The following is a 20,922-nucleotide window of genomic DNA, read 5'->3' as shown; positions in this document are numbered from 1 at the left end:
CCCAAGATGCTGATTATCCCCGCTATCGATCTGAAGGACGGTGCTTGCGTGCGCCTGCGCCAGGGCCGCATGGAAGACTCCACGGTATTTTCCGACGACCCGGTGAGCATGGCCGCCAAGTGGGTCGAGGGTGGCTGCCGCCGCCTGCACCTGGTCGACCTCAACGGCGCCTTCGAAGGCCAGCCGGTCAACGGTGAAGTGGTCACCGCCATCGCCAAGCGCTACCCCACCCTGCCGATCCAGATCGGCGGTGGCATCCGCTCGCTGGAAACCATCGAACACTACGTCAAGGCCGGCGTCAGCTACGTGATCATCGGCACCAAGGCGGTCAAGCAGCCAGAATTCGTCGCCGAAGCGTGCAAGGCCTTCCCGGGCAAGGTGATCGTTGGCCTGGACGCCAAGGACGGCTTCGTTGCTACCGATGGCTGGGCTGAAGTGAGCTCGGTGCAGGTCATCGACCTGGCCAAGCGTTTCGAGGCCGATGGCGTCTCGGCGATCGTCTACACCGACATCGCCAAGGACGGCATGATGCAAGGGTGCAACGTGCCCTTCACCAAAGCCCTGGCCGAAGCCACGCGCATTCCGGTGATCGCCTCGGGCGGCATCCACAACCTGGGCGACATCAAGGCCCTGCTGGACGCCAAGGCCCCGGGCATCGTTGGTGCCATTACCGGCCGTGCCATCTACGAAGGCACCCTCGATGTCGCCGAGGCCCAGGCCTTCTGCGACAACTACCAAGGCTGAGGACTTAACCATGGCACTGGCCAAGCGCATCATCCCTTGCCTGGACGTGGACAACGGCCGGGTGGTCAAGGGCGTCAAGTTCGAGAACATCCGTGATGCCGGCGACCCGGTGGAAATCGCCCGTCGCTACAACGAGCAAGGTGCCGACGAAATCACCTTCCTCGACATCACCGCCAGCGTCGATGGCCGCGACACTACCCTGCATACCGTCGAGCGCATGGCCAGCCAGGTGTTCATCCCGCTGACCGTGGGCGGTGGCGTGCGCACCGTGCAGGACATCCGCAACCTGCTCAATGCCGGTGCCGACAAGGTTTCGATCAACACGGCGGCGGTGTTCAACCCGGAGTTCGTGGGTGAGGCGGCGGACCGTTTCGGTTCGCAGTGCATCGTGGTTGCCATCGATGCCAAGAAGGTGTCCGGGCCGGGTGAAGAGCCTCGTTGGGAGATCTTCACCCACGGTGGGCGCAAGCCGACCGGGCTGGATGCCGTGGAGTGGGCGAAGAAGATGGAAGGCCTGGGTGCCGGTGAGATCCTGCTGACCAGCATGGACCAGGACGGCATGAAGAACGGCTTCGACCTGGGTGTTACCCGCGCCATCAGTGATGCGCTGGGGATTCCGGTGATTGCTTCGGGCGGGGTGGGTAACCTGCAGCACCTGGCTGACGGCATTCTGGAAGGGCATGCCAGCGCGGTGCTGGCGGCCAGTATCTTCCACTTTGGCGAGTATACGGTGCCGGAGGCTAAGGCCTATATGGCTTCGCGCGGGATCGTCGTTCGCTGACAGACCGCCGGGAGGGCTTCGCCCTCCTATCGCGACACAAGGCCGCTCCTACAGGGATACGCGTTTACCAGATGGTTACGCGTTCCCCTGTAGGAGCGGCCTTGTGTCGCGATGGGCCGCAACGCGGCCCCAATGGCATCACCCGTGATTCTTGCCGAGCAACGCGTGATACAGCTCGGTATCCCCCAGAATCCCGACCATTTTGTCGTTCTCCTGCAGCACCAGCTTGTTGCCGGTCTGGTAACGAATCTGCAGTGCCTCACGCATGCCAATATCCGCATGCACCAGCGTAGGCCGGCGCCCCAGCCCCTCCACCGATTGCCCCGGCGCCCAGTTCTGCATCTCCAGCCCGTTCTGCCCTTGGCGTGCGCGCTTGATCGAGTTGCCTTCGCCCAGGTCCAGCCACGAATCGCCACCCGGGTCCAGGCACACCGAGCCATTAACCCGTTTGCAATTGTCCAGGCTGCGCATCAGGCTGCGGCCGCACAGCACGTTCAACGGGTTGGTGTGGGCGACGAAGGTGCGCACATACTCGTCGGCCGGGTTCAGCACGATCTCTTCCGGCTTGCTGTACTGGATGATCCGCCCGTCCTTCATGATCGCAATGCGGCTACCCAGCTTCAGCGCCTCGTCCAGGTCGTGGCTGACGAACACGATGGTTTTGCTCAGTTTGGCCTGCAGGCCCAGCAGTTCGTCCTGCAGGCCCTGGCGGATCAGCGGGTCCAGGGCCGAGAACGGTTCGTCCATCAGCAGGATGTCGGCATCCATCGCCAGCGCCCGGGCCAGGCCTACGCGCTGCTGCATGCCGCCCGACAACTCGTCCGGCTTCTTGTTGCGCCACTGGGTCAGGCCTACCAGCTCAAGCTTTTCGTCGACCAGTTTGCGCCGTTCCTTTTCCGGGCGGCCCTGCATTTCCAGGCCAAAGCTGATGTTCTCGCGCACCGTCAGCCAGGGCATCAGGGCGAACTTCTGGAACACCATGGCAATGCGCTTGGTGCGCATCATCTTCAGCTCGGCCGGGGTGCAGTGGGCAATGTCGATGTGTTTGCCTTCATGTTCGACAAACAGCTTGCCGCGGCTGACGGTGTTCAGGCCGTTGATGCAGCGCAGCAGGCTCGACTTGCCTGAACCGGACAAGCCCATCAGTACGCAGATCTCGCCCTTCTGGATGTCCAGGTTGGCCTTTTCGACGCCGACCACCAGGCCAGTCTGCTTGAGGATCTGCTCGCGGGTCTGGCCTTTGTCCAGCAGCGCCAGTGCCTCGCGTGGCTTGTTGGAGAAGATGACGTCGACGTCTTCGAAACGAATGATGCTCATGCTTCACCCCTTACCGGCAGCTCCGGTTGCTTGCAGATACGGTCGAGCATGATCGCCAGCAGCACGATCGCCAGGCCCGCTTCGAAGCCCAGGGAAATATCGGCGGTGTTCAGTGCGTTGACCACAGGTTTGCCCAGGCCGTCAGCGCCGACCAGGGCGGCAATCACCACCATCGACAGCGACAGCATGATGCACTGGGTAACGCCGGCGGCGATGCTCGGCATCGCGTGCGGCAGTTCGATACGGGTCAGCAGCTGGCGCCGCGAGCAGCCGAACGCTTTGCCGGCGTCCATCAGCTCTTGTGGCACGTCGCAGATGCCCAGGTAGGTAAGGCGGATGGGCGCGGCAATGGCGAACACCACGGTCGAGATCAGCCCCGGCACCACGCCCAGGCCGAACAGGGTCAGGGTAGGGATCAGGTAGACGAAGGTGGGTACCGTCTGCATCAGGTCGAGTACCGGGCGCATGGCGGTGTAGAACATCGGCTTGTGCGCCGCGACGATGCCCAGCGGCACGCCGATGGCCACGCACACCACCGTGGCGAAGGTCACCTGGGCCAGGGTTTCCATGGTTTCCTGCCAGTACCCCAGGTTGAGGATCAGCAGGAACGACAGCGCAACGAACACGGTCAGCGCCCACTTGCGCTGGATCAGGTGGGCCAGGGCAGCAAACAGGGCGATGAGGACAAAAGGGTTGAACCAGGTCAGGGCACTGGTGACGCCATGGATCATGAACTCCAGGCCTTGCGCGATGGCGTCGAAGTAGTTCGCGCCGTTCTGGGTCAGCCATTCGACGAACGACGCGATGTACTGCCCCAAGGGTATTTTCTGATCGATAAGCATGATAGCGAGCTTCCACCTGCGTAGATTGAAATCAACCCGGGGCAGGCACGGTCCTGCCCCGAGGTAGCGCTACTGCGTATTTCGTTATTGCGTGAGCTTGGCCTTGGCCGCCTCCAGGCCGGGTTTGCCATCCACGGTGGTAACGCCGGCCAGCCAGGCGTCCAGCTTGCCTGGGTTGTCCTTGAGCCATTTCTTGGCAGCGGCCTCTGGTTTCATCTTGTCGTCCAGGACATAGCCCATCATGGTGCTTTCATCCTTGAGCTCGAACGACAGGTTCTTCAACAGTTGGCCAACGTTGCTGCACTCCTGCACATAGCCCTTGCGGGTGTTGGTCAATACGGTCGCCTTGCCGAAGTCGGGGCCGAAGAAATCGTCCCCGCCGGTCAGGTACTGCATCTTGAAGCGGGTGTTCATCGGGTGCGGTTCCCAGCCGAGGAACACCAGCGCTTCACCACGCTTCTGTGCGCGGTCAACCTGCGACAGCATGCCGGCCTCGCTGGACTGGACGATCTTGAACCCGGCGTCCTTCAGGCCGAAGGCGTTTTTGTCGATCATGCTCTGGATGGTGCGGTTGCCATCGTTGCCGGGCTCGATGCCGTAGATCTTGCCGTCCAGTTCCTTCTTGAACTTGGGAATGTCGCTGAAATCCTTCAGGCCCTTGTCGTACAGCGCCTGGGGCACGGCCAGGGTGTACTTGGCGTTTTCCAGGTTGGCGCGCACGGTCTCCACCGTGCCAGCGTCGCGGTATTGCTTGATGTCGTTCTCCATGGTCGGCATCCAGTTGCCGAGAAACACGTCCAGGTCCTTGCCGGTGGCCAGCGACTTGTAGGTCACCGGTACCGAGATCATGGTGGTGTGGGTCTTGTAGCCCAGGGCTTCGAGCACAACGCTGGTGGTCGCGGTGGTGACCGTGATGTCGGTCCAGCCGACATCCGAGAAGCGTACCGTCTGGCATTGCTCGGGTTCGGCGGCCTGGGCCAGTAGCGGCGCAGACAACAACGCAGCCAACAACAGCGAGGGTGAACCTTTCATGGATGGACTCCTGTGATTTTGTCTTCGGGTTCGCGTGGGTCGCCGGGCTTTCTGAGGGTCCGGTCGACCAGGCCTGCAGAGGGCAGGTTGCGTGGCCGTGCTTTACGAGTCGCTTTCGATAATCCTCCAGCGCCGGGCAATCGCCTACTGGTGGGGTCGTATCCAGTACGGAACGGGTCGTATCCAGCACGGGCGATGTCGTTTATGGATTTTTCCACCCCCTCGGCCGCATTTTTGCGTCACCAGGCCGCTGTAAAACGGCGTGGTGGGCCCACTCCCTGGGTAACGCCCCAAGCAAAATAGTGCGGCGCTGCTGGACAAAATGGCGTCGGTTGCAGACGGCGAGGGGGCCGGTAAAAGCCCGATGATGCAGGCAATTCAAGGCGGCCCTGCTTGAGCCTAGCAGTTACCCCGCCGTGCGCATGACGCGCACAGACAAGCCCAGCAAGAGGTGAATCGACAATGGCCATCAGCGTGTTCGACCTGTTCAAGATCGGTGTCGGGCCTTCCAGCTCCCACACCGTCGGCCCCATGCGGGCTGGCGCCCTGTTCGTCCAGGGGCTGCGTGAGCGCGGCGAGCTGGAGCAGGTAAGGCGGATCGAGGTGCGCCTGTATGGCTCGCTGTCGGCAACCGGTGTCGGTCACGGCACCGACAACGCCACCATCATGGGCCTGATGGGCGACTGGCCGGACGCCATCGACCCGACCCAGATCGTGCCGCGCATCGCCGACCTGCGCGAAACCGATACCCTGAAGCTGGATGGGCGTCTGCCCATTGAGTTCGTCTGGGCCCGCGACATGCTGTTGCTGGACGAGAACCTGCCCTACCACCCCAACGCCATGACCCTGATTGCCGAAGGCGAGCAGGGTGAGTTGCACCGCGACACCTATTACTCGGTGGGTGGCGGCTTTGTGGTCGATGCCGCGCAGGCCGCCAGTGGTGTGCTGGACGCCGACCAGACGGTGTTGCCGTACGACTTCAACAGCGCCGCCGAACTGCTGCAGCTGTGCAAGCAAAACGACCTCAGCGTGTCGCAATTGATGATGGCCAACGAAAAGGTCTGGCGCAGCGAGGCAGAGATTCACGCCGGCCTGCGCAAGTTGTGGGAAGCCATGCAGGACTGCGTGAACAACGGCCTGAAATACGAGGGCACGTTGCCCGGTGGGCTGAACGTGCGCCGCCGTGCCGCCAAGCTGCACCGCAGCCTGCAGGAAATCGGCAAGCCCAACGTGATCGGCTCGACCATGAGCGCCATGGAGTGGGTCAACCTGTTCGCCCTGGCGGTCAACGAAGAAAACGCCGCCGGCGGGCGCATGGTCACCGCGCCCACCAACGGCGCGGCGGGCATCATCCCGGCGGTGCTGCACTACTACATGCGCTTCAGCGATGCGGTGGACGAGTCGAGCGTGACCGACTTCTTCCTCGGTGCCGCGGCGGTTGGCATTCTGTGCAAGAAGAACGCGTCCATTTCCGGCGCTGAAGTGGGTTGCCAGGGTGAGGTCGGTTCGGCCTGTGCCATGGCCGCTGCCGGCCTTGCGCAAGTGCTGGGGGCAACGCCGCCGCAGCTGGAAAACGCGGCAGAAATTGCCCTGGAGCACAACCTTGGCCTGACCTGCGACCCGGTTGGCGGGTTGGTGCAGGTGCCATGCATCGAGCGCAACGCGATTGCTGCGGTCAAGGCCATCAACGCGGTGCAGATGGCATTGCGTGGCGATGGCGAGCACTTCATCTCCCTCGACCAGGTGATCCGCACCATGCGTGATACCGGGGCCGACATGCACGACAAGTACAAAGAGACCTCGCGCGGTGGCCTGGCGGTCAGCGCTATCGAGTGTTGATAGACCTGAGTAAGCCCAGCGCGGATTTGTAGGAGCGGCCTTGTGTCGCGATCGGGCCGCGAAGCGGCCCCAGCATTTTTTGCATCACAGCAGAAATCCTGGGGCCGCTTCGCGGCCCGATCGCGACACAAGGCCGCTCCTACATTGGGTGCATTGCAACCTGCCATGCCCCCATATGGTGCACGGCGACGCATACCGATCGTCGGGTGTCGTTATCAGTGTTAGCGTTGTCGGTGACACTCAAGAGTGTCGTTTCTGGGCAACCTACACTGCACCTGTCACCAAATTGCTCAGCCGTTACACGCACGGCGCCTAGCACGCCCGTTTGCGATACATTGGCCAACTCACCCAAAGCACCTGATTTGCCGAACAAAGGCGTCGTTTTCAGGTTTTTTTGGATAGCCGTTCAACTTCAGGCACGGCGTTTGCGTAGAGATTGGCCACCAAGCCCCGGCACATGAACCGGGGTAATAACAAGAAATCAGTGCCCGCCTGAGGCACACCCTGCATTTGTGTGAGGAGAAATCGCGATGACGTCGTACACCTCCGGGACCCCAACCCAGAACCGCACAGCACCCCAGTCCATCGGGTTTCTTCTTTTGGACAACTTCACCCTTATTTCCCTGGCATCCGCTGTCGAGCCGCTGCGCATGGCCAACCAGCTGTCCGGCCGTGAGCTGTACCGCTGGCACACGCTCACCGTCGATGGCGGCCAGGTGTGGGCCAGCGATGGCTTGCAGATTACCCCCGACGCGGCGATGCACAGCGCGCCACCGATCGACACCGTGATCGTGTGTGGTGGCGTCGGCATCCAGCGCACCGTTACCCGTGAACATGTCACCTGGCTGCAGGCCCAGGCCCGTCAGTCGCGTCGCCTGGGTGCAGTGTGCACCGGCAGCTGGGCGCTGGCTTGTGCCGGCCTGCTCGATGGTTTTGATTGCAGCGTGCACTGGGAATGCCTGGCGGCCATGCAGGAGGCCTACCCGCGGGTGAACATGAGCACCCGCCTGTTCACCCTCGACCGTAACCGCTTCACCAGCTCCGGTGGCACCGCGCCGCTGGACATGATGCTGCACCTGATCAGCCGCGACCATGGCCGCGAACTGTCGGCGGCGATTTCCGAAATGTTCGTCTACGAACGTATCCGCAACGAACAGGACCACCAGCGCGTGCCGCTCAAGCACATGCTCGGCACCAACCAGCCGAAGCTGCAGGAAATCGTCGCGCTGATGGAAGCCAACCTTGAAGAGCCGATCGACCTCGACGAACTGGCGGTGTACGTGTCGGTGTCGCGACGCCAGCTCGAGCGCCTGTTCCAGAAGTACCTGCATTGCTCGCCGTCGCGCTACTACCTGAAACTGCGCCTGATCCGTGCGCGGCAGCTGCTGAAGCAGACGCCGATGTCGATCATCGAAGTGGCCTCGGTGTGCGGCTTTGTGTCGACCCCGCACTTCTCCAAGTGCTACCGCGAGTACTTCGGCATTCCGCCGCGTGACGAGCGCGTAGGCTCCAACACCGCGCAGCAGGTGGCGATGATGCCTATTCCGCAGGCCATGACCCTGTCGCCGCACAGCGGGCCGATGGCGGCCTTGAGCCAGGCGCGTAATGAATCGACGTTTGCCAGTGTAAGGCTCTGATACCGCGTCGCCTGCTTCGCGGCTAAAGCCGCTCCCACAGGGATTGCACAGCCTCCGAAACTTGTGCAATCCCTGTGGGAGCGGATTTACCCGCGAAGAGGCCAGCACAGGCAACACACCTCTACCTGTTGATAATGATTCTCGACTACGGGTAACATCGCCGCCCCCGAAACACACTGGCATACCACCCCGTGGCGGACGAAAAACTCCAGCTCTACCTGGCCCACCGGGCGGCATTGCTCGACTATGCCGCACCGATCGTCGGCTGCCGTGCCCGCGCCGAAGACGTGGTGCAGGAAGCCTGGCTGCGCTTCAGCCGCCAGCAGGACGATGCCGACATCCGCCACCCGGCCAGCTACCTGTACCGCATCGTGCGCAACCTGGCGCTCGACCAGACCCGCCGCAGCGCCACCGAAAAAGCCCAGCCGGGCGGTGACGAGATTCTCGCCGAGTTACCCTCCAGCAGCGCTTCGCCTGAACAGGCCGTCACCCAGCAGAACGAACTCAGCGCCATCAGCCGCGCCCTTGAAGAACTGCCGCTACGCACTCGCATCGCCTTCGAGATGCACCGCCTGGGCGGCCATACCCTGCAAGAAGTGGCCAACCACCTGAATGTCTCGGTAAGCCTGGTGCACCAGTTGGTGCGCGACGCCCTCAGCCATTGCATGGCACGCCTGGAGGACGACCTGTGAAAAAACGCCAGGCTGCCGCGTCTTTTGCCGAACCGGGCGACTCTGTGCGACCCTTCGCGGCCATTCGCGCCTTCCAGCCACCAGGAGCCATGCCCGACATGACGTCAGCAGACCTCACAGCCAGCCGCCGCGAGCATGCCATGGACTGGCTCCTGCGCCTGCAGCAGGCCCCGCACGACCCGCAGTTGCGCGAGGCGTTCGAGCAATGGTGCGCGGGCGATGCGGCCAATGCCGAGGCCTATCGCAAGGCCGAGCGGGTGTGGCAGCTCACCGGGCAGCTGGCACCGACCACCACCGAGCATTGGCCCAAGGCGCCTGTCGTACAGCTGCCTATGCGCCGCCGTCGCTGGTGGCTGGGTGCTGCAGTGGCCGCCTGTCTGCTGGTCGCCGTCGCGCCATCCCTGAGCCTGCGCCTGCAGGCCGACTACCGCACCGCCCAGGGCGAAACCCGCGACATCACCCTGGCCGACGGCAGCGTGGTACAGCTGGACAGCGGCACGGCCATTGCCGTGGATTACAGCGGCGATCACCGGGACGTGAAGCTGCTGGCTGGCCAGGCGTTCTTCGAGGTAAGGCCCGATAAGGCCAAGCCCTTCCATGTGCGTGCCGATGACGTGCAGGTGACGGTGACCGGCACCGCGTTCAACGTCGAGCTGCGGCCGGGCAGGGTAGGGGTGGATGTGCAGCATGGCTCGGTGCGTGTCGAGGACACTGCCGCTGCGCAGGTGCTGGCCCAGGCACTGACGGCTGGGCAACGGCTGCGCTATGCCGATGGGCAGGTGCAGCTACGGGCCTTTGTGCCATCGCAGGCGGCGGCCTGGCGCCAAGGGCAGTTGATTGCCGACGACCAGACCGTGGCTGAGCTGGTGCAGGCGCTGGCGCGCTACATGCCGGGCGAGGTGCTGCTGCGGGACGATGCCCTGGGGGCCAAGCGGGTGACCGGGGTGTATGACCTGCGCCGGCCTGAGGCAGCCTTGCGTGCGGTGATCCGGCCGCATGGTGGTGAGATTCGCAGTTACGGTCCTTGGCTGCTGGTATTGAGTAAACCTTGAAATTGCCGGGGCCGCTTTGCGGCCCTATCGCGACACAAGGCCGCTCCTACAGGGACCGCATAACCTGAAATTGACGCGGTCCCCTGTAGGAGCGGCCTTGCCGGGGCGCCGGACCGGTCGGATGGGCTGCAAAGCAGCCCCAAAATCCCCCGGCAAAAATAATTTCAAAATCTTCTGAAAATTCCCCGCACTGCCCCGTCTTCTCCCCCGCGCGCAACAACTGATACCGATTCTTATTAAAATTTGCATCCCGGCAAACGCCGGGGGCGGGGATGTGGGATGACTGAAACATCAAGCCGAAAGCCGCGCAGCGCGCGGGGTTGGTCGTTGCGCCTGAAAAAAGCCGGCAGTGCGGGCATGCTGGGGTTGTGTGCCCTACTGAACCAGTTGCCGGCCCATGCCCAGGCTGGCGCAGAACATGCCGAGCTCACCCAGGTGCATGCGTTCAGCATCCCCAGCCAAGGCCTGGCTATTGCCCTGATCACGTTCGGCCAGCAAAGCGGGCTGCAGGTCAGCGTCGACCCCGACATGCTCGAAGGGCTGGAGTCCACCGCCGTCAGTGGCAACCTCAGCAGCGAAGCGGCACTCTCACGGCTGTTGCAAAGCAGCGGCATCACCTGGGAGTTCGAGGCAGGCACGTTCATCTTCCGCCTGCTGCACAGTGACGGTGAAGGCCCGCTGGAACTGCACAATACCGTGGTGCTGGGGCAGACCGAAGAGAACAGCTACATGGGCGCCACCGTCATCGGCAGCAAGGCGATCAAGGCCTTCCCGGGCGCCAATGGCGACATCACCACGCTGCTGCAGATGCACCCCAGCGTGCAGTTCAGCACCAGCCAGCAGAGTTCCAATACACCGGGCGAAATTGCCCCGGCGGACATCAGCATCAACGGTGCCAAGTACTACCAGAACAACTTCATGATCGATGGCATCTCGATCAACAATGACCTCGACCCTGGCGCTCATGACTACGGCGATGTCCGCCAGTTCGACTCCACCCCCAGCCGCTCGCACGGCATTGCCCTGGACGCCGACCTGTTGCAGGAAGTGAAGGTCTACGACAGCAACGTGCCGGCCGAATATGGCGGCTTCAATGGCGGCGTGGTCGATGCCATCACTCGCCGCCCGAGCAAGGACTTTCACGGTAAGTTCTCTTACGCGATGAGCCGCTCGGCCTGGACCAAATACCACATCACCGAGGCTGACCAGGAACGCTTTGACCAGGCCTCGGACGAGCAGTACCAGCCCGAGTTCGAAAAAACCACAGTGCGTGGGATGCTCGAAGGCCACCTGACCGAGGACTTCGGCGCCATCCTCGCGTTCTCGCAAAAACGCTCGGTGCTGCCGCTCAATGCCTATAGCGATGGCTACGAAGGTGGCAACGGGCCTTCGCGGAAGGACCAAACCCGCGAGCTGACCAACTACATGCTCAAGACCTACTGGAGCGTGAGTGACCAGCTGACCCTGGACAGCTCGTTCATCTATGGCCCCGGCGAAAACACCTATTTCCGTGCCAACCAGCGCAACTCTGAGTTCGTCACCCAAGAGGGCGGTTACCAAGGCTCGGTAAAAGCCACCTGGCTGGCTGACAACGCTACCTGGACTCACACCTTGGCGGTGACCCGCCTGACCAGCTCGCGCGACTCCGAGCAGGACGACTACATCAACTGGTACTACTCCGACGTCAAAAACTGGGGCAAGTCGCTGACCAACACGTCGCGCAGCGCTGAAGGTGCCTATGGTGACATCGACCAGACTCAGGACGGCCTGGACTATTCGGTGAAGGCCGAGTGGTTGCCCGTATGGTTCGGCGGTGTGTCCCATTCATTTGTCACCGGCATGGACCTGTCCTACAAGCGCGCCGTCTGGGAGCGATCGAACGCTGCCAGCAGCGTCACCATGAATATCCGCGACGACGGTAGCAGTTGTGGTACTGACCCTTACTGCTCGGTAGGCCTGTTGATGAATGGCAAGACCCGGCAGTGGGCCAATGCGCGCATGACCTACGAAGCGGGCAAGATCAGCGTGGACGAGAAGAAGTACGCCTTCTACCTGCAGGACAGCATTCAGATAGGCAAACTGGGCCTGCGCCCAGGTGTGCGGGTGGAAGGCGATGACTACATGGAGAAAAAGACCATCGCCCCACGCTTTGCCGGCGACTACGATTTCTTTGGTGACCGTTCCACGGTAATGACCTTCGGTGCCAACCGCTATTACGGCCGAAACCTGTTCAAGAACCGCCTCAACGATGGCCGTGGCCAACTCAACGTGCGCTACTTGCGGGCCAACCAGACCTCACCCTGGATCGAAGCCAGCCGGGTAGCGAACGACACGCGTTTTTCGACGTTGGACATTCCTTATGACGATGAACTGACGCTCGGCCTCCAGCAGGTTTGGCTCGATACCGTTTTCGACCTGAAATACGTCAACCGCAAGGGCCATGACAAGATCGTACGCTCCTACTCCAGCGTTGAAAACCTGCCAGAACTGCCCGGCTACCGCAGCAACTATTACATCTACACCAACCAGGGGCGCAGCGAGAGCGACACGGTGACACTGACGGTGACCCCGCAGAAAGAGCTCAAGTTCCTGGGTACCAGTACCAGCGCACAGTTCGCCGCAGGCTGGCAGCGCAGCGAAGACTCGTACACCGACTATGACTCGATTCTCAACGATGAGGAGTACGAAGGCAGCCCCGTGCTGTATGACAGCAAACGCATGGACTTTGTAGAGTTGCCGCCAAACAACTTCAACCGCCCATGGACCGCCCGGCTGACCACCATCACCGAGATCCCTGCCTGGCATATGAGCATCAGCAACTTCCTGCGTTTCCGTAGCAAGTACAAGCAGATCATCGACACCGGCAAGACCGTTGACCTTGAGAATGAAACGCTCAGCGTTTTCGAAGCCGCACCCGTTGGCAGCGCCATGACCTGGGACATGCAGGTGTACTGGGAGCTGCCTACGGCCAAGGACCAGGCGGTGTTCGCCTCGGTCGACATCACCAACGTCGCCGACAAGATCAACCCCACCGTCAGTTCCGGCAGCCAGGCCGTGACACGCTACGAAGTCGGCCGCCAGTACTGGCTGGAAGTCGGCTACCGCTTCTAATACCAAGAAACCGTGGATACCCTGATGAAAAAGCTCATCGCGGGCCTGCTCGGCCCGCTGTTGCTCGGCGCCTGTGCGTCGATACCCGAACCCGATTCGCCATTGCCCTGGGACAGCCAGGTTGTCCATGGCCAGTTGGCCAACGGCCTGGCTTATCGGCTGGTGCGCGATACCTCGCAACCCGGTCGGCTGGACCTTCGCCTGACTGTCAAGGCCGGCTCGGTGGACGAGGCCGACGACCAGGTCGGCGTGGCGCACATGGTCGAACACCTGGCCTTCCACAGCCGGGCCGGTGGCGACCAGAAGCTGCGCCAGCGCATGACCGACCTGGGCTGGGTGCAGGGCCGGCACTTCAACGCCGTGACCAACTACGAGCGTACCCAATACCTGATCGGCCCGCCTGCGGGGGTACGCCAGGCGCCACAAGCATTGCAGGCCCTGGCCGACCTGGCCTTCGCCCGTGACTACAACGCCCGCGACCTGGAGCAAGAGCGGCCGATCGTGATCGAGGAATGGCGCGGCGGCCTGGGTGTGGCGCAGCGCATGAACGAGCAGCGCACCGCTTCGCAGCGGGTAGGTTCGCGCTACCCCGAGCACCGCACCATCGGCAACGAGGCGGCGATCCGTTCGGCCAGCCTGGCGAACCTGCAATCCTTCCAGAACCGCTGGTACCTGCCGAACAACATGGTGCTGTCAGCGGTGGGTGACTTCGACCCGCAAGCGATGCGCGCGCAGATCGAGCAGGCTTTCGCTTCGGCCAAGGCCGGCAAGCTGGCCAGTCGCGAGCAGCGCGAGCTGCCGCTGGACGACACGCTCAAGGTATTCCGCCTGCAGGACACCCAGTCGGGCAGCAATCAGGTGGCGATGCTGTTCCGCTCCCACGAACCGGACAGCCGCGGCACTACCCGCAAGGCCCTGCGCGAGCGGCTGATCGACCGCATGACCCTGGCCGCCATGCTCGACGTCCTGCGCCGCCAGCCCCGCGAGCCGGGCGTGCGTAGCCTGGTCGTGCAGAAGACCCTGATCGGTGAACACTCCGCCGTACTGGGCATCGCTGCCGGTGTCGACGGCCAGGCCCACGCCCAGGCGTTGCAACAGCTGCTGACCGAGATCGAGCGCCTGCGCCAGCACGGTTTCACCGAGGCGGACTGGCAGCGCGAGCGGGATCACATTCGCAAGCTGGGCGCCAAGACCGTGGCCAACCAGGCACCGTGTACCTTCGAGCAGTGGGTCGAGCAACTAAACAACGCCGCCGCGCAGGGCAATGCGCTGACCGAGCGTCAGGCCACGGCCGAGCGCTATCTGGAAGTGCTGGGCAGCATCGGCCGGGCTGACCTGGATGCCCGCCTGCGGCGCTGGCTGGCCAGCCCGGACCGGGTGTTGCAAGTAAGCGCGGCGGGTACCTCCGAGGTGGCGCTGCCAAGCGTTGCACAGGTCGAGGCACAGCAGGCCGAGCTGGCCAGCCGCACGCTCGGCGCACCCGTCCAGCAGGCGCCGGTGGTAGCCGCGCGGGCCAAGGTGGTGATGCCTGCACTTGCGCCGGCGGCTGATATCGTCGCGCGCAAGGCCTTCCCTGAGCAGCAGGTCGAACACTGGCAACTGAGCAATGGTGATCGCCTGGTGTGGCTTAAACGCAACGGGCCGGAGGGCAAGTGGCTGCTGCAGGCAGAATCGTCTGCCGGCTACCAGCAGGACGGCGTACCAGCCTGGCGCCTGCAGATGGCGGCACAGTTGGCCCTGCGCAGCCCTTCACCTGGCATGGACCCGCAGGCTTTGGCCGACTGGCGCCAGCAACAACGCTCCACGCTTAGCCTGGATCACCAGCCGCAACGCCTGCAGATCAACCTGGGTGCTGCCCCCGAGCAGTTCCTGTTCCTGCTGCAGAGCTACCGGATGAGCCAGATGGTCAGTGTTGACCCGGCCGTGTTCGACGAAGCCCGCGATGAGCTGCTGCAACGCCTGCGCAGCCGCCCCGACGATGTGCGTGGGCACCAGGAGCAGGCGCAGCGCACACTGAAGTACGGTATCGATCTCTGGCAGTCGCCGGATGTCGCCAGCCTTGAAGGGCTTACGGTGGCCCAACTCAGCGCCGACTGGCTGCGCATGGCCAGCGCCCCTGTGACCTATTACGTGATGGCAGACATCGCCCCGGAACGGCTCGAGCCCCTGGTGCGCAGCGTGCTGGCAACCATCCCTCGCCGCCAGACAGCAATCGGCAAGCTGGCACTGCAGCAACCCGGCCAGCGCCGCAAGGACCTGGCCATCGCCCTGGAGCCGCGTGCAGTGCTGCAAGCCAGCAGCTTCCAGCCACAAGCCTGGAGCCCGGAAGCGGCGGCGCGCGTCTCGCTGTTGCGGGATCTGGCCAACCAGCGGCTCAAGGCCCAGTTGCGCGGCGAGGCCTCCGGCGTGTATCGCCTGCGTTTCGACAGCGAACTGAATGCCGACACCCAGCGCATCGAAAGCAGCCTGAGCTTCACGTGCGACCCGGCACGTGTCGACGAGCTGTGGGCCATGGCCCAGAAGACCCTGGCCGATTTGCAACCGGATGCCCGGTGGCTGGTCACCGAGCGTGCCGAGTTCCTGCGCCAGGAGGGTAAACGCCGCGACGACCCGCAAACTCAATTCAAGCGCCTGATCCTCAGTGACCGCCGCTGGCAAGACCCGCGTTACCTGCAAAGCCAGGCACAGCTGCCTGAAGCGCTGACCCTGCCGGAAATGCAGCAGCAGGCCCGGCAACTGTTCCCACGGGCCAACCAGGTGCAGCTGCGCCTGCTGCCCTCGGCGGCGGCACTGGAGCAGGCCCTGTGAAGACCCTGCGTACCTTCTATCGCCTCAGCCAGCCGTTCTGGCGCAGCCGCCAGCAATGGCCGGCCTGGCTGATGCTGGCAGCGGTGATTGGCCTGGGGTTGCTGGTGGTGCAGATCAATGTGTTGATCAACAGCTGGAGCAAGACCTTCTACGACACCCTGGCAGCATTCGACACCACCGGGCTGTACGGCCTGGTCGGCGAATACGCGCTGTACCTGGGCAGCTATGTGCTGATCGTAGTGACCATGGACTACCTGCGCAAAGGGCTGGAGCTTCGCTGGCGCCAGGCGATGACCGGGCGCCTGACCGACGCCTGGCTGGCCGACCAGGCGTTCTACCGCCTGGGGCTGACCGGCGAACCCGACAACCCCGACCAGCGCATTGCCCAGGACATCGACCTGATGGTCGGCCTGAGCATCGAACTGGTGGCGTCGCTGGTGATCAACCTGGCGCAAGTCGGCGCCTTCGTGGTGATCCTGTGGAACCTGTCGGGCGTGCAAACCTTCAGCCTGTTCGGCGAAGCCTTCACGGTGCATGGCTACCTGGTGTGGATCGTGCTGCTCTACACCCTGGCCGGCAGCCTGCTGACCCACCTGATCGGCAAGCCGCTGCACGCGCTGAACTATGAACGTGAACACCGCGAGGCAGACTTTCGCGCCAGCCTGCTGCGCAAGCGCGACCATGCCGAGCAGATCGCGCTGTACCGCGGTGAAGCGGTGGAGCGCGAACACCTGGCCGCGCGCTTTCGCTCCATCGCCGACAACTGGCGGCAACTGATGGGGCGGGAGCGCAACCTCAGCCTGTTCACGGTTTCCTACGAGCGCCTGAGCCTGATCATTCCGGTGTTCGCCGCCTTGCCGGCGTTCATGGCCAAGGCCATCACCCTGGGCGGGTTGATGCAGATTCGCAGCGCCTTCAACGCCGTGCACGGTTCGCTCAGCTGGTTCATCAAGCTGTATCACAAGCTGGTGCGCTGGAGTGCGGCGCTGCAGCGGCTGGAGCAGTTCGAGCAGGCGATTGCGGCGAGTCGCCAGCAGGTGCTCGAGGCACCACAGGGGCAGTGCCTGTGCCTGCAGGGCCTGACGCTGTGCAAGCCCGATGGCGGGGTTTTGCTGGAGGCTCTCGACCTCAGCGTGGGGCAGGGCGAATGGCTGCGTCTGGGCGGTCGCAGCGGGTTGGGCAAGTCGACTTTGCTGCGCACCTTGCAGGGGCTGTGGCCTTACTGCGTGGGTGACTGGCAGCTGCCGCCGGGGCGTAGCCTGTTGTTGCCACAGAAGCCTTACATGCCGCACATGAGTTTGCGTGGGTTAGTGGCTTATCCACAGGTGCGCTCGATCGATGATGTGCAGTTGGTCGATGCATTAGGCAAGGTTGGGCTGGGTGGCCTGATCGGGCAGCTGGACCAGCAGGCGGAGTGGGAGCGGGTGCTGTCGGGTGGCGAGCAGCAGCGGCTGAGCCTGGCGCGGGCGCTGTTGTACCGGCCGGATACGCTGTACCTGGATGAGGCGACCAGTCAGCTGGATATGGAGAGTGCCCGGGTGTTGCTGAAGATGCTCAGGCGGGAGCTGCCGGAATGCACAGTGGTGGGCGTGACTCACCAGGAGGGCCTGGCCGCGTTGTTTGACCGGACCTTTGAGCTGGAGCGGTTGGCAGAACCGGCGTAAGACAGTGCCGGCCTCTTCGCGGGTAAACCCGCTCCTACAAGGTACTCCACAGGCCTCAGGCCTTGTGCAATCCGTGTAGGAGCGGGTTTACCCGCGAAGAGGCCAGTACAGGAAAAACGAATCAGGCGCGCCTGCTGAACTGCGCCAACGCTGGCAGCAGCTGCTTGTCGATCGCCTGGCGCACCGCCGGCAAGATCGTCGCACTACCGGTATACATCTGCTCGACCATGCCCTTCAGTGCCCGGGCATTGGGCTCGGTCAGCCCACGCACCACCGCTTCGCAAGCCTGCTCGGCGCTGGCCCCGGCCGGAATCTCGAACCCGCGCGCGCGCAGGTGGCCTGCCAGATCGTCCTGGTCAATCAAATCCGCATGCATCATGGCTGTTGTCCCTTTTATCGCTAAGAGAGTGCTGCTTTGATTTACGACCGATTCTGTGACGCCCGCGACATACCCGCAACAACAGAATGCCGGTATGGCTGCTTTGGCTAAGAACAGGTCGTTCCCGGCTAAATCCACCTGCGGGGAAGTGCGCACACTCAAGCCATCTACCGCAACGGAGGGTTTGGTCACCCTCGTTCGTGCACAGTGGATGTTGCTCGCTCTTGGCCCCGGATGCTCACGGCTTTCCGGGGTTATTTTTTGCCCGAAGCAATACTTGAAGGCATGCACAAATCCCTGTGGGAGCGGGTTTACCCGCGAATGCGATGGTGAAGCTACCAAAGCATTCGCGGGTGAACCCGCTCCCACAGGGTGGCGCAGCCACCTTCAGTTTTTGGTGTTCAGGCCCATCACTCGGCCCAGGTACTCGGCTGGCGGCAGATCCTGTTGCTCATCCACCAACCCTCTCAGCAACCCGCCACTGCGCTCACTGAACGGCGCCGACTTCGGCCCCGCCAGGTCCACATGCAGCAACATCTGCTCACTGGCCGCCAGCACCTGGTCGAACCCCGCGCGGTGCAGGCTGTGGTAGACGTGCAGGCGCTTGCGATCAAAGCCGATGATCTGCGTCTGCACCCACACCTCACTGCCCAGTTTCACTTCATGCAGGTAGTTGATGTGCGCTTCCAGGGTGAACAGCGAATTACCACTCTGCCCACGGCTGTCGGCATCCAGGCCGATGCGCTCCATCAGCGCATCGGTGGCGTAGCTGAAGATCAGCAGGTAGAAGGCATCGCGCAAATGCCCGTTGTAGTCGACCCACTCTTGCGGGACCGGGGTGCGGTAGGTGATCAATGCGGGCATCGCGGGCTCCTCAATCGCCAAAGGCCATGCCGTGCCTGGCTTTGCTGGTTTTCACCGCGTCCAGCACCGCCAAAAGGGTGTCATCACGATAGCGCTCCAGCGCGGCGATGCTGCGTTCGCCCAGTTGTTCCGAGGTGCCTTCGACCACATCGTCGATCAGCTTGTCGGTCAGCTCCGGCGCCGGCAGGTAAGTCCACGGCAGCTGCAGCGCCGGGCCGAACTGGGCCATGAAGTGGCGCATGCCGGCATCGCCCCCGGCCAGGGTGTAGGTGAGGAACGTGCCCATGAACGACCAGCGCAGGCCGGCGCCAAAGCGGATCGCATCGTCGATCTCGCCGGTGCTGGCGACGCCGTCGTTGACCAGGTGCAGGGCTTCGCGCCACAGCGCTTCCAGCAGGCGGTCGGCGATGAAACCGGGCACTTCCTTGCGCACATGCAGCGGGCGCATGCCCAGGGCGGTGTAGATGGTCTTGGCGGCTTCGATGGCTTCAGGTGCGGTGCGGTTGCCGCCGACGATCTCGACCAGTGGCAGCAGGTACACCGGGTTGAACGGGTGGCCGACTACGCAACGCTCGGGGTGAGTGGCCGATTCGTAGAACTCGCTGGGAAGCAGGCCCGAGGTGCTGGAACCGATGATCGCATTGGGCTTGGCGGCAGCACTGATCTTCGCGTGCAGGTCGAGCTTCAGGTCCAGGCGCTCTGGTGCGCTTTCCTGGATGAAGTCGGCGTCGCGTACGCATTCCTCGATAGTGGCCACGAACGTCAGCCGGTCTTGTGCTGCGCCTGGCGCCAGGCCTTGCTTCTCCAGCGCCGGCCAGGCGTTGGCGATACGTTTGCGCAGCGCCTGATCTGCGCCGGGCGCCGGGTCCCAGGCGACCACGTCCAGGCCGTGGGCCAGGGCGCGGGCAACCCAGCCGCTGCCGATCACGCCGCTACCCAGGGCGGCGAAAGTCTTGATCTCGGTGATGAAAGGCATAGCGAGTCCTCAGGGCGAAACATAGTCGATAGAGTTGATGCCGGTGTTGTGGGAGCGGCTTCAGCCGCGAACACCGGCTTCAGCCGGTGCCAGCCAATGCGTCGCTTGCTTCGCGGCTAAAGCCGCTCCCACAGGGTATGCGGTGTGCTCGCGAACGCATGAAAGGCTCAGCGGCGTTTGAGGTTCATCTTTTCCCGGCCTTCAGCCGGGGTCAGCACACGGGCGCCCAGGCGCGAAATGATCTCTACCGCGCGCTCGACCAACTGGCCGTTGCTGGCCAGCACGCCACGGTCCAGGTACAGGTTGTCTTCCAGGCCCACCCGCACGTTGCCGCCCAGCAGCACCGCCTGTGCCGCCATCGGCATCTGCATGCGGCCGATGCCGAAGCCAGCCCAGGTAACGTTGGCTGGCAGGTTGTCGACCATGGCCTTCATGGTGGTGGTGTCGGCTGGCGCGCCCCATGGGATGCCCAGGCACAGCTGGAACAGCGGGTCGTCGAGCAGGCCTTCCTTCATCATTTGCTTGGCGAACCACAGGTGGCCGGTGTCGAAGATTTCCAGCTCGGCTTTCACGCCCAGCTCGGTGATGCGCTTGGCGCCGGCGCGCAACTGCGCCGGGGTTGACACATAGATCGAATTGCCGTCACCGAAGTTGAGCGTGCCGCAGTCGAGGGTGCAGATCTCCGGCAGCAGCGCTTCGACGTGCGCCAGGCGCTCCAGTGGGCCGATCAGGTCGGTGCCGGGGCCGAACTCCATCGGCGATTCACCCGGGCCGATTTCCAGGTCGCCGCCCATGCCGGCGGTGAGGTTGACGATGATGTCCACGTCGGCTTCGCGGATGCGCTCCATGACTTCGCGGTACAGCGCTACGTCACGGCTGAAACGGCCGGTTTGCGGGTCGCGGACGTGGCAGTGAACGACGGTGGCGCCGGCTTTGGCGGCTTCTACCGCGGCTTCGGCGATTTGCTTGGGGGTGACTGGGACAAGGTGGCTTTTCGAGGCGGTGTCGCCGGCGCCGGTGAGGGCGCAAGTGATGATGACGTCGTGGTTCATGGCGGGTTCCTTGTGGTGTCTGTGCTGGCCTTTTCGCGGGTAAACCCGCTCCCACAGGGTCGGCATCGATCCTGAGTTCGGTGGAGTTCCTGTGGGAGCGGGTTCATCGAGGCGTCGAACCGCCGCGAAGAG

Annotated in this window: 16 protein-coding genes; 9 read left to right on the top strand and 7 right to left on the bottom strand. The window is 63.4% G+C overall.

Features of this window, described 5'->3' with window-relative positions; translation table 11 throughout:
• Window positions 1–6: 6 nt before the first annotated feature.
• Both hisA and hisF read left to right on the top strand, forming a co-directional pair.
• Window positions 7–744: a 1-(5-phosphoribosyl)-5-[(5-phosphoribosylamino)methylideneamino]imidazole-4-carboxamide isomerase gene (hisA, locus tag IAE39_RS10955; RefSeq protein ID WP_060494680.1), complete on the top strand. Its 738-nt coding sequence runs from the start codon at window positions 7–9 to the stop codon at window positions 742–744.
• Window positions 745–754: 10 nt separating this feature from the next.
• Window positions 755–1,525 carry an imidazole glycerol phosphate synthase subunit HisF gene (gene hisF / locus IAE39_RS10950; RefSeq protein ID WP_079226229.1) on the top strand — a complete coding sequence of 257 codons (771 nt, stop codon included), beginning with the start codon at window positions 755–757 and terminating at the stop codon, window positions 1,523–1,525.
• A 138-nt stretch (window positions 1,526–1,663) separates the two neighbouring features.
• On the opposite strand, the gene choV is transcribed toward hisF, so the two are convergent.
• The 3 genes from choV to IAE39_RS10935 all read right to left on the bottom strand — a co-directional run bounded on the left by choV (window position 1,664) and on the right by IAE39_RS10935 (window position 4,716).
• On the bottom strand, window positions 1,664–2,842 hold the full coding sequence (gene choV / locus IAE39_RS10945) for a choline ABC transporter ATP-binding protein (protein ID WP_201202158.1): 1,179 nt from the start codon (window positions 2,840–2,842) through the stop codon (window positions 1,664–1,666).
• On the bottom strand, window positions 2,839–3,687 hold the full coding sequence (gene choW, locus IAE39_RS10940; protein ID WP_201202175.1) for a choline ABC transporter permease subunit: 849 nt from the start codon (window positions 3,685–3,687) through the stop codon (window positions 2,839–2,841). Before choW ends, choV begins: the two co-directional genes overlap by 4 nt.
• Window positions 3,688–3,768: 81 nt before the next feature.
• Window positions 3,769–4,716, bottom strand: a complete 948-nt coding sequence (locus IAE39_RS10935; protein WP_201202156.1) for a choline ABC transporter substrate-binding protein — start codon at window positions 4,714–4,716, stop codon at window positions 3,769–3,771.
• A 462-nt stretch (window positions 4,717–5,178) separates the two neighbouring features.
• On the opposite strand from IAE39_RS10935, the gene IAE39_RS10930 reads away from it, so the two are divergent.
• The 7 genes from IAE39_RS10930 to IAE39_RS10900 all read left to right on the top strand — a co-directional run bounded on the left by IAE39_RS10930 (window position 5,179) and on the right by IAE39_RS10900 (window position 17,519).
• Window positions 5,179–6,555, top strand: a complete 1,377-nt coding sequence (locus tag IAE39_RS10930) for an L-serine ammonia-lyase (RefSeq protein ID WP_201202155.1) — start codon at window positions 5,179–5,181, stop codon at window positions 6,553–6,555.
• Window positions 6,556–7,085: 530 nt separating this feature from the next.
• Window positions 7,086–8,192 (top strand): GlxA family transcriptional regulator, encoded by a 1,107-nt coding sequence (locus IAE39_RS10925; protein WP_016484513.1) that lies wholly within the window; start codon window positions 7,086–7,088, stop codon window positions 8,190–8,192.
• A 191-nt stretch (window positions 8,193–8,383) separates the two neighbouring features.
• Window positions 8,384–8,884, top strand: a complete 501-nt coding sequence (locus IAE39_RS10920) for a sigma-70 family RNA polymerase sigma factor (protein ID WP_201202153.1) — start codon at window positions 8,384–8,386, stop codon at window positions 8,882–8,884.
• A gap of 98 nt (window positions 8,885–8,982) precedes the next feature.
• Entirely contained in the window at window positions 8,983–9,936 is a 954-nt protein-coding gene (locus tag IAE39_RS10915) for a FecR family protein (RefSeq protein ID WP_201202151.1), read from the top strand.
• 279 nt (window positions 9,937–10,215) lie between these two features.
• Window positions 10,216–13,047, top strand: coding sequence for a TonB-dependent receptor (locus tag IAE39_RS10910; protein WP_236548514.1), 2,832 nt, complete (start codon window positions 10,216–10,218; stop codon window positions 13,045–13,047).
• A 24-nt stretch (window positions 13,048–13,071) separates the two neighbouring features.
• Window positions 13,072–15,855 carry a M16 family metallopeptidase gene (locus IAE39_RS10905; protein ID WP_201202149.1) on the top strand — a complete coding sequence of 928 codons (2,784 nt, stop codon included), beginning with the start codon at window positions 13,072–13,074 and terminating at the stop codon, window positions 15,853–15,855.
• Entirely contained in the window at window positions 15,852–17,519 is a 1,668-nt protein-coding gene (locus tag IAE39_RS10900; RefSeq protein ID WP_201202148.1) for an ABC transporter ATP-binding protein/permease, read from the top strand. Before IAE39_RS10905 ends, IAE39_RS10900 begins: the two co-directional genes overlap by 4 nt.
• Window positions 17,520–17,640: 121 nt before the next feature.
• On the opposite strand, the gene IAE39_RS10895 is transcribed toward IAE39_RS10900, so the two are convergent.
• The 4 genes from IAE39_RS10895 to IAE39_RS10880 form a co-directional block, all read right to left on the bottom strand.
• Window positions 17,641–17,898: a hypothetical protein gene (locus IAE39_RS10895; protein ID WP_201202147.1), complete on the bottom strand. Its 258-nt coding sequence runs from the start codon at window positions 17,896–17,898 to the stop codon at window positions 17,641–17,643.
• A 387-nt stretch (window positions 17,899–18,285) separates the two neighbouring features.
• Entirely contained in the window at window positions 18,286–18,762 is a 477-nt protein-coding gene (locus tag IAE39_RS10890) for a thioesterase family protein (RefSeq protein WP_201202145.1), read from the bottom strand.
• Window positions 18,763–18,772: 10 nt separating this feature from the next.
• Window positions 18,773–19,738, bottom strand: coding sequence for an L-carnitine dehydrogenase (locus IAE39_RS10885; protein WP_201202142.1), 966 nt, complete (start codon window positions 19,736–19,738; stop codon window positions 18,773–18,775).
• A gap of 167 nt (window positions 19,739–19,905) precedes the next feature.
• Complete coding sequence (locus tag IAE39_RS10880; protein ID WP_201202140.1) at window positions 19,906–20,790, bottom strand: 3-keto-5-aminohexanoate cleavage protein; 885 nt, start codon at window positions 20,788–20,790, stop codon at window positions 19,906–19,908.
• Window positions 20,791–20,922: the final 132 nt, after the last annotated feature.

This window comes from Pseudomonas sp. S37, assembly GCF_016658545.1.
Lineage (GTDB): Bacteria > Pseudomonadota > Gammaproteobacteria > Pseudomonadales > Pseudomonadaceae > Aquipseudomonas.
Note: the sequence above shows the minus strand (reverse complement) of the source record. Positions and strands in the feature narration are given on the sequence as shown.

Bases quoted from the DNA above. Each gene is read 5' to 3' on its own strand.
- hisA (WP_060494680.1), top strand. From the start codon at position 7: ATGCTGATTATCCCCGCTATCGATCTGAAGGACGGTGCTTGCGTGCGC.
- hisF (WP_079226229.1), top strand. From the start codon at position 755: ATGGCACTGGCCAAGCGCATCATCCCTTGCCTGGACGTGGACAACGGC.
- choV (WP_201202158.1), bottom strand. From the start codon at position 2,842: ATGAGCATCATTCGTTTCGAAGACGTCGACGTCATCTTCTCCAACAAG.
- IAE39_RS10935 (WP_201202156.1), bottom strand. From the start codon at position 4,716: ATGAAAGGTTCACCCTCGCTGTTGTTGGCTGCGTTGTTGTCTGCGCCG.
- IAE39_RS10930 (WP_201202155.1), top strand. From the start codon at position 5,179: ATGGCCATCAGCGTGTTCGACCTGTTCAAGATCGGTGTCGGGCCTTCC.
- IAE39_RS10925 (WP_016484513.1), top strand. From the start codon at position 7,086: ATGACGTCGTACACCTCCGGGACCCCAACCCAGAACCGCACAGCACCC.
- IAE39_RS10915 (WP_201202151.1), top strand. From the start codon at position 8,983: ATGACGTCAGCAGACCTCACAGCCAGCCGCCGCGAGCATGCCATGGAC.
- IAE39_RS10910 (WP_236548514.1), top strand. From the start codon at position 10,216: ATGACTGAAACATCAAGCCGAAAGCCGCGCAGCGCGCGGGGTTGGTCG.
- IAE39_RS10905 (WP_201202149.1), top strand. From the start codon at position 13,072: ATGAAAAAGCTCATCGCGGGCCTGCTCGGCCCGCTGTTGCTCGGCGCC.
- IAE39_RS10895 (WP_201202147.1), bottom strand. From the start codon at position 17,898: ATGATGCATGCGGATTTGATTGACCAGGACGATCTGGCAGGCCACCTG.
- IAE39_RS10890 (WP_201202145.1), bottom strand. From the start codon at position 18,762: ATGCCCGCATTGATCACCTACCGCACCCCGGTCCCGCAAGAGTGGGTC.
- IAE39_RS10885 (WP_201202142.1), bottom strand. From the start codon at position 19,738: ATGCCTTTCATCACCGAGATCAAGACTTTCGCCGCCCTGGGTAGCGGC.
- IAE39_RS10880 (WP_201202140.1), bottom strand. From the start codon at position 20,790: ATGAACCACGACGTCATCATCACTTGCGCCCTCACCGGCGCCGGCGAC.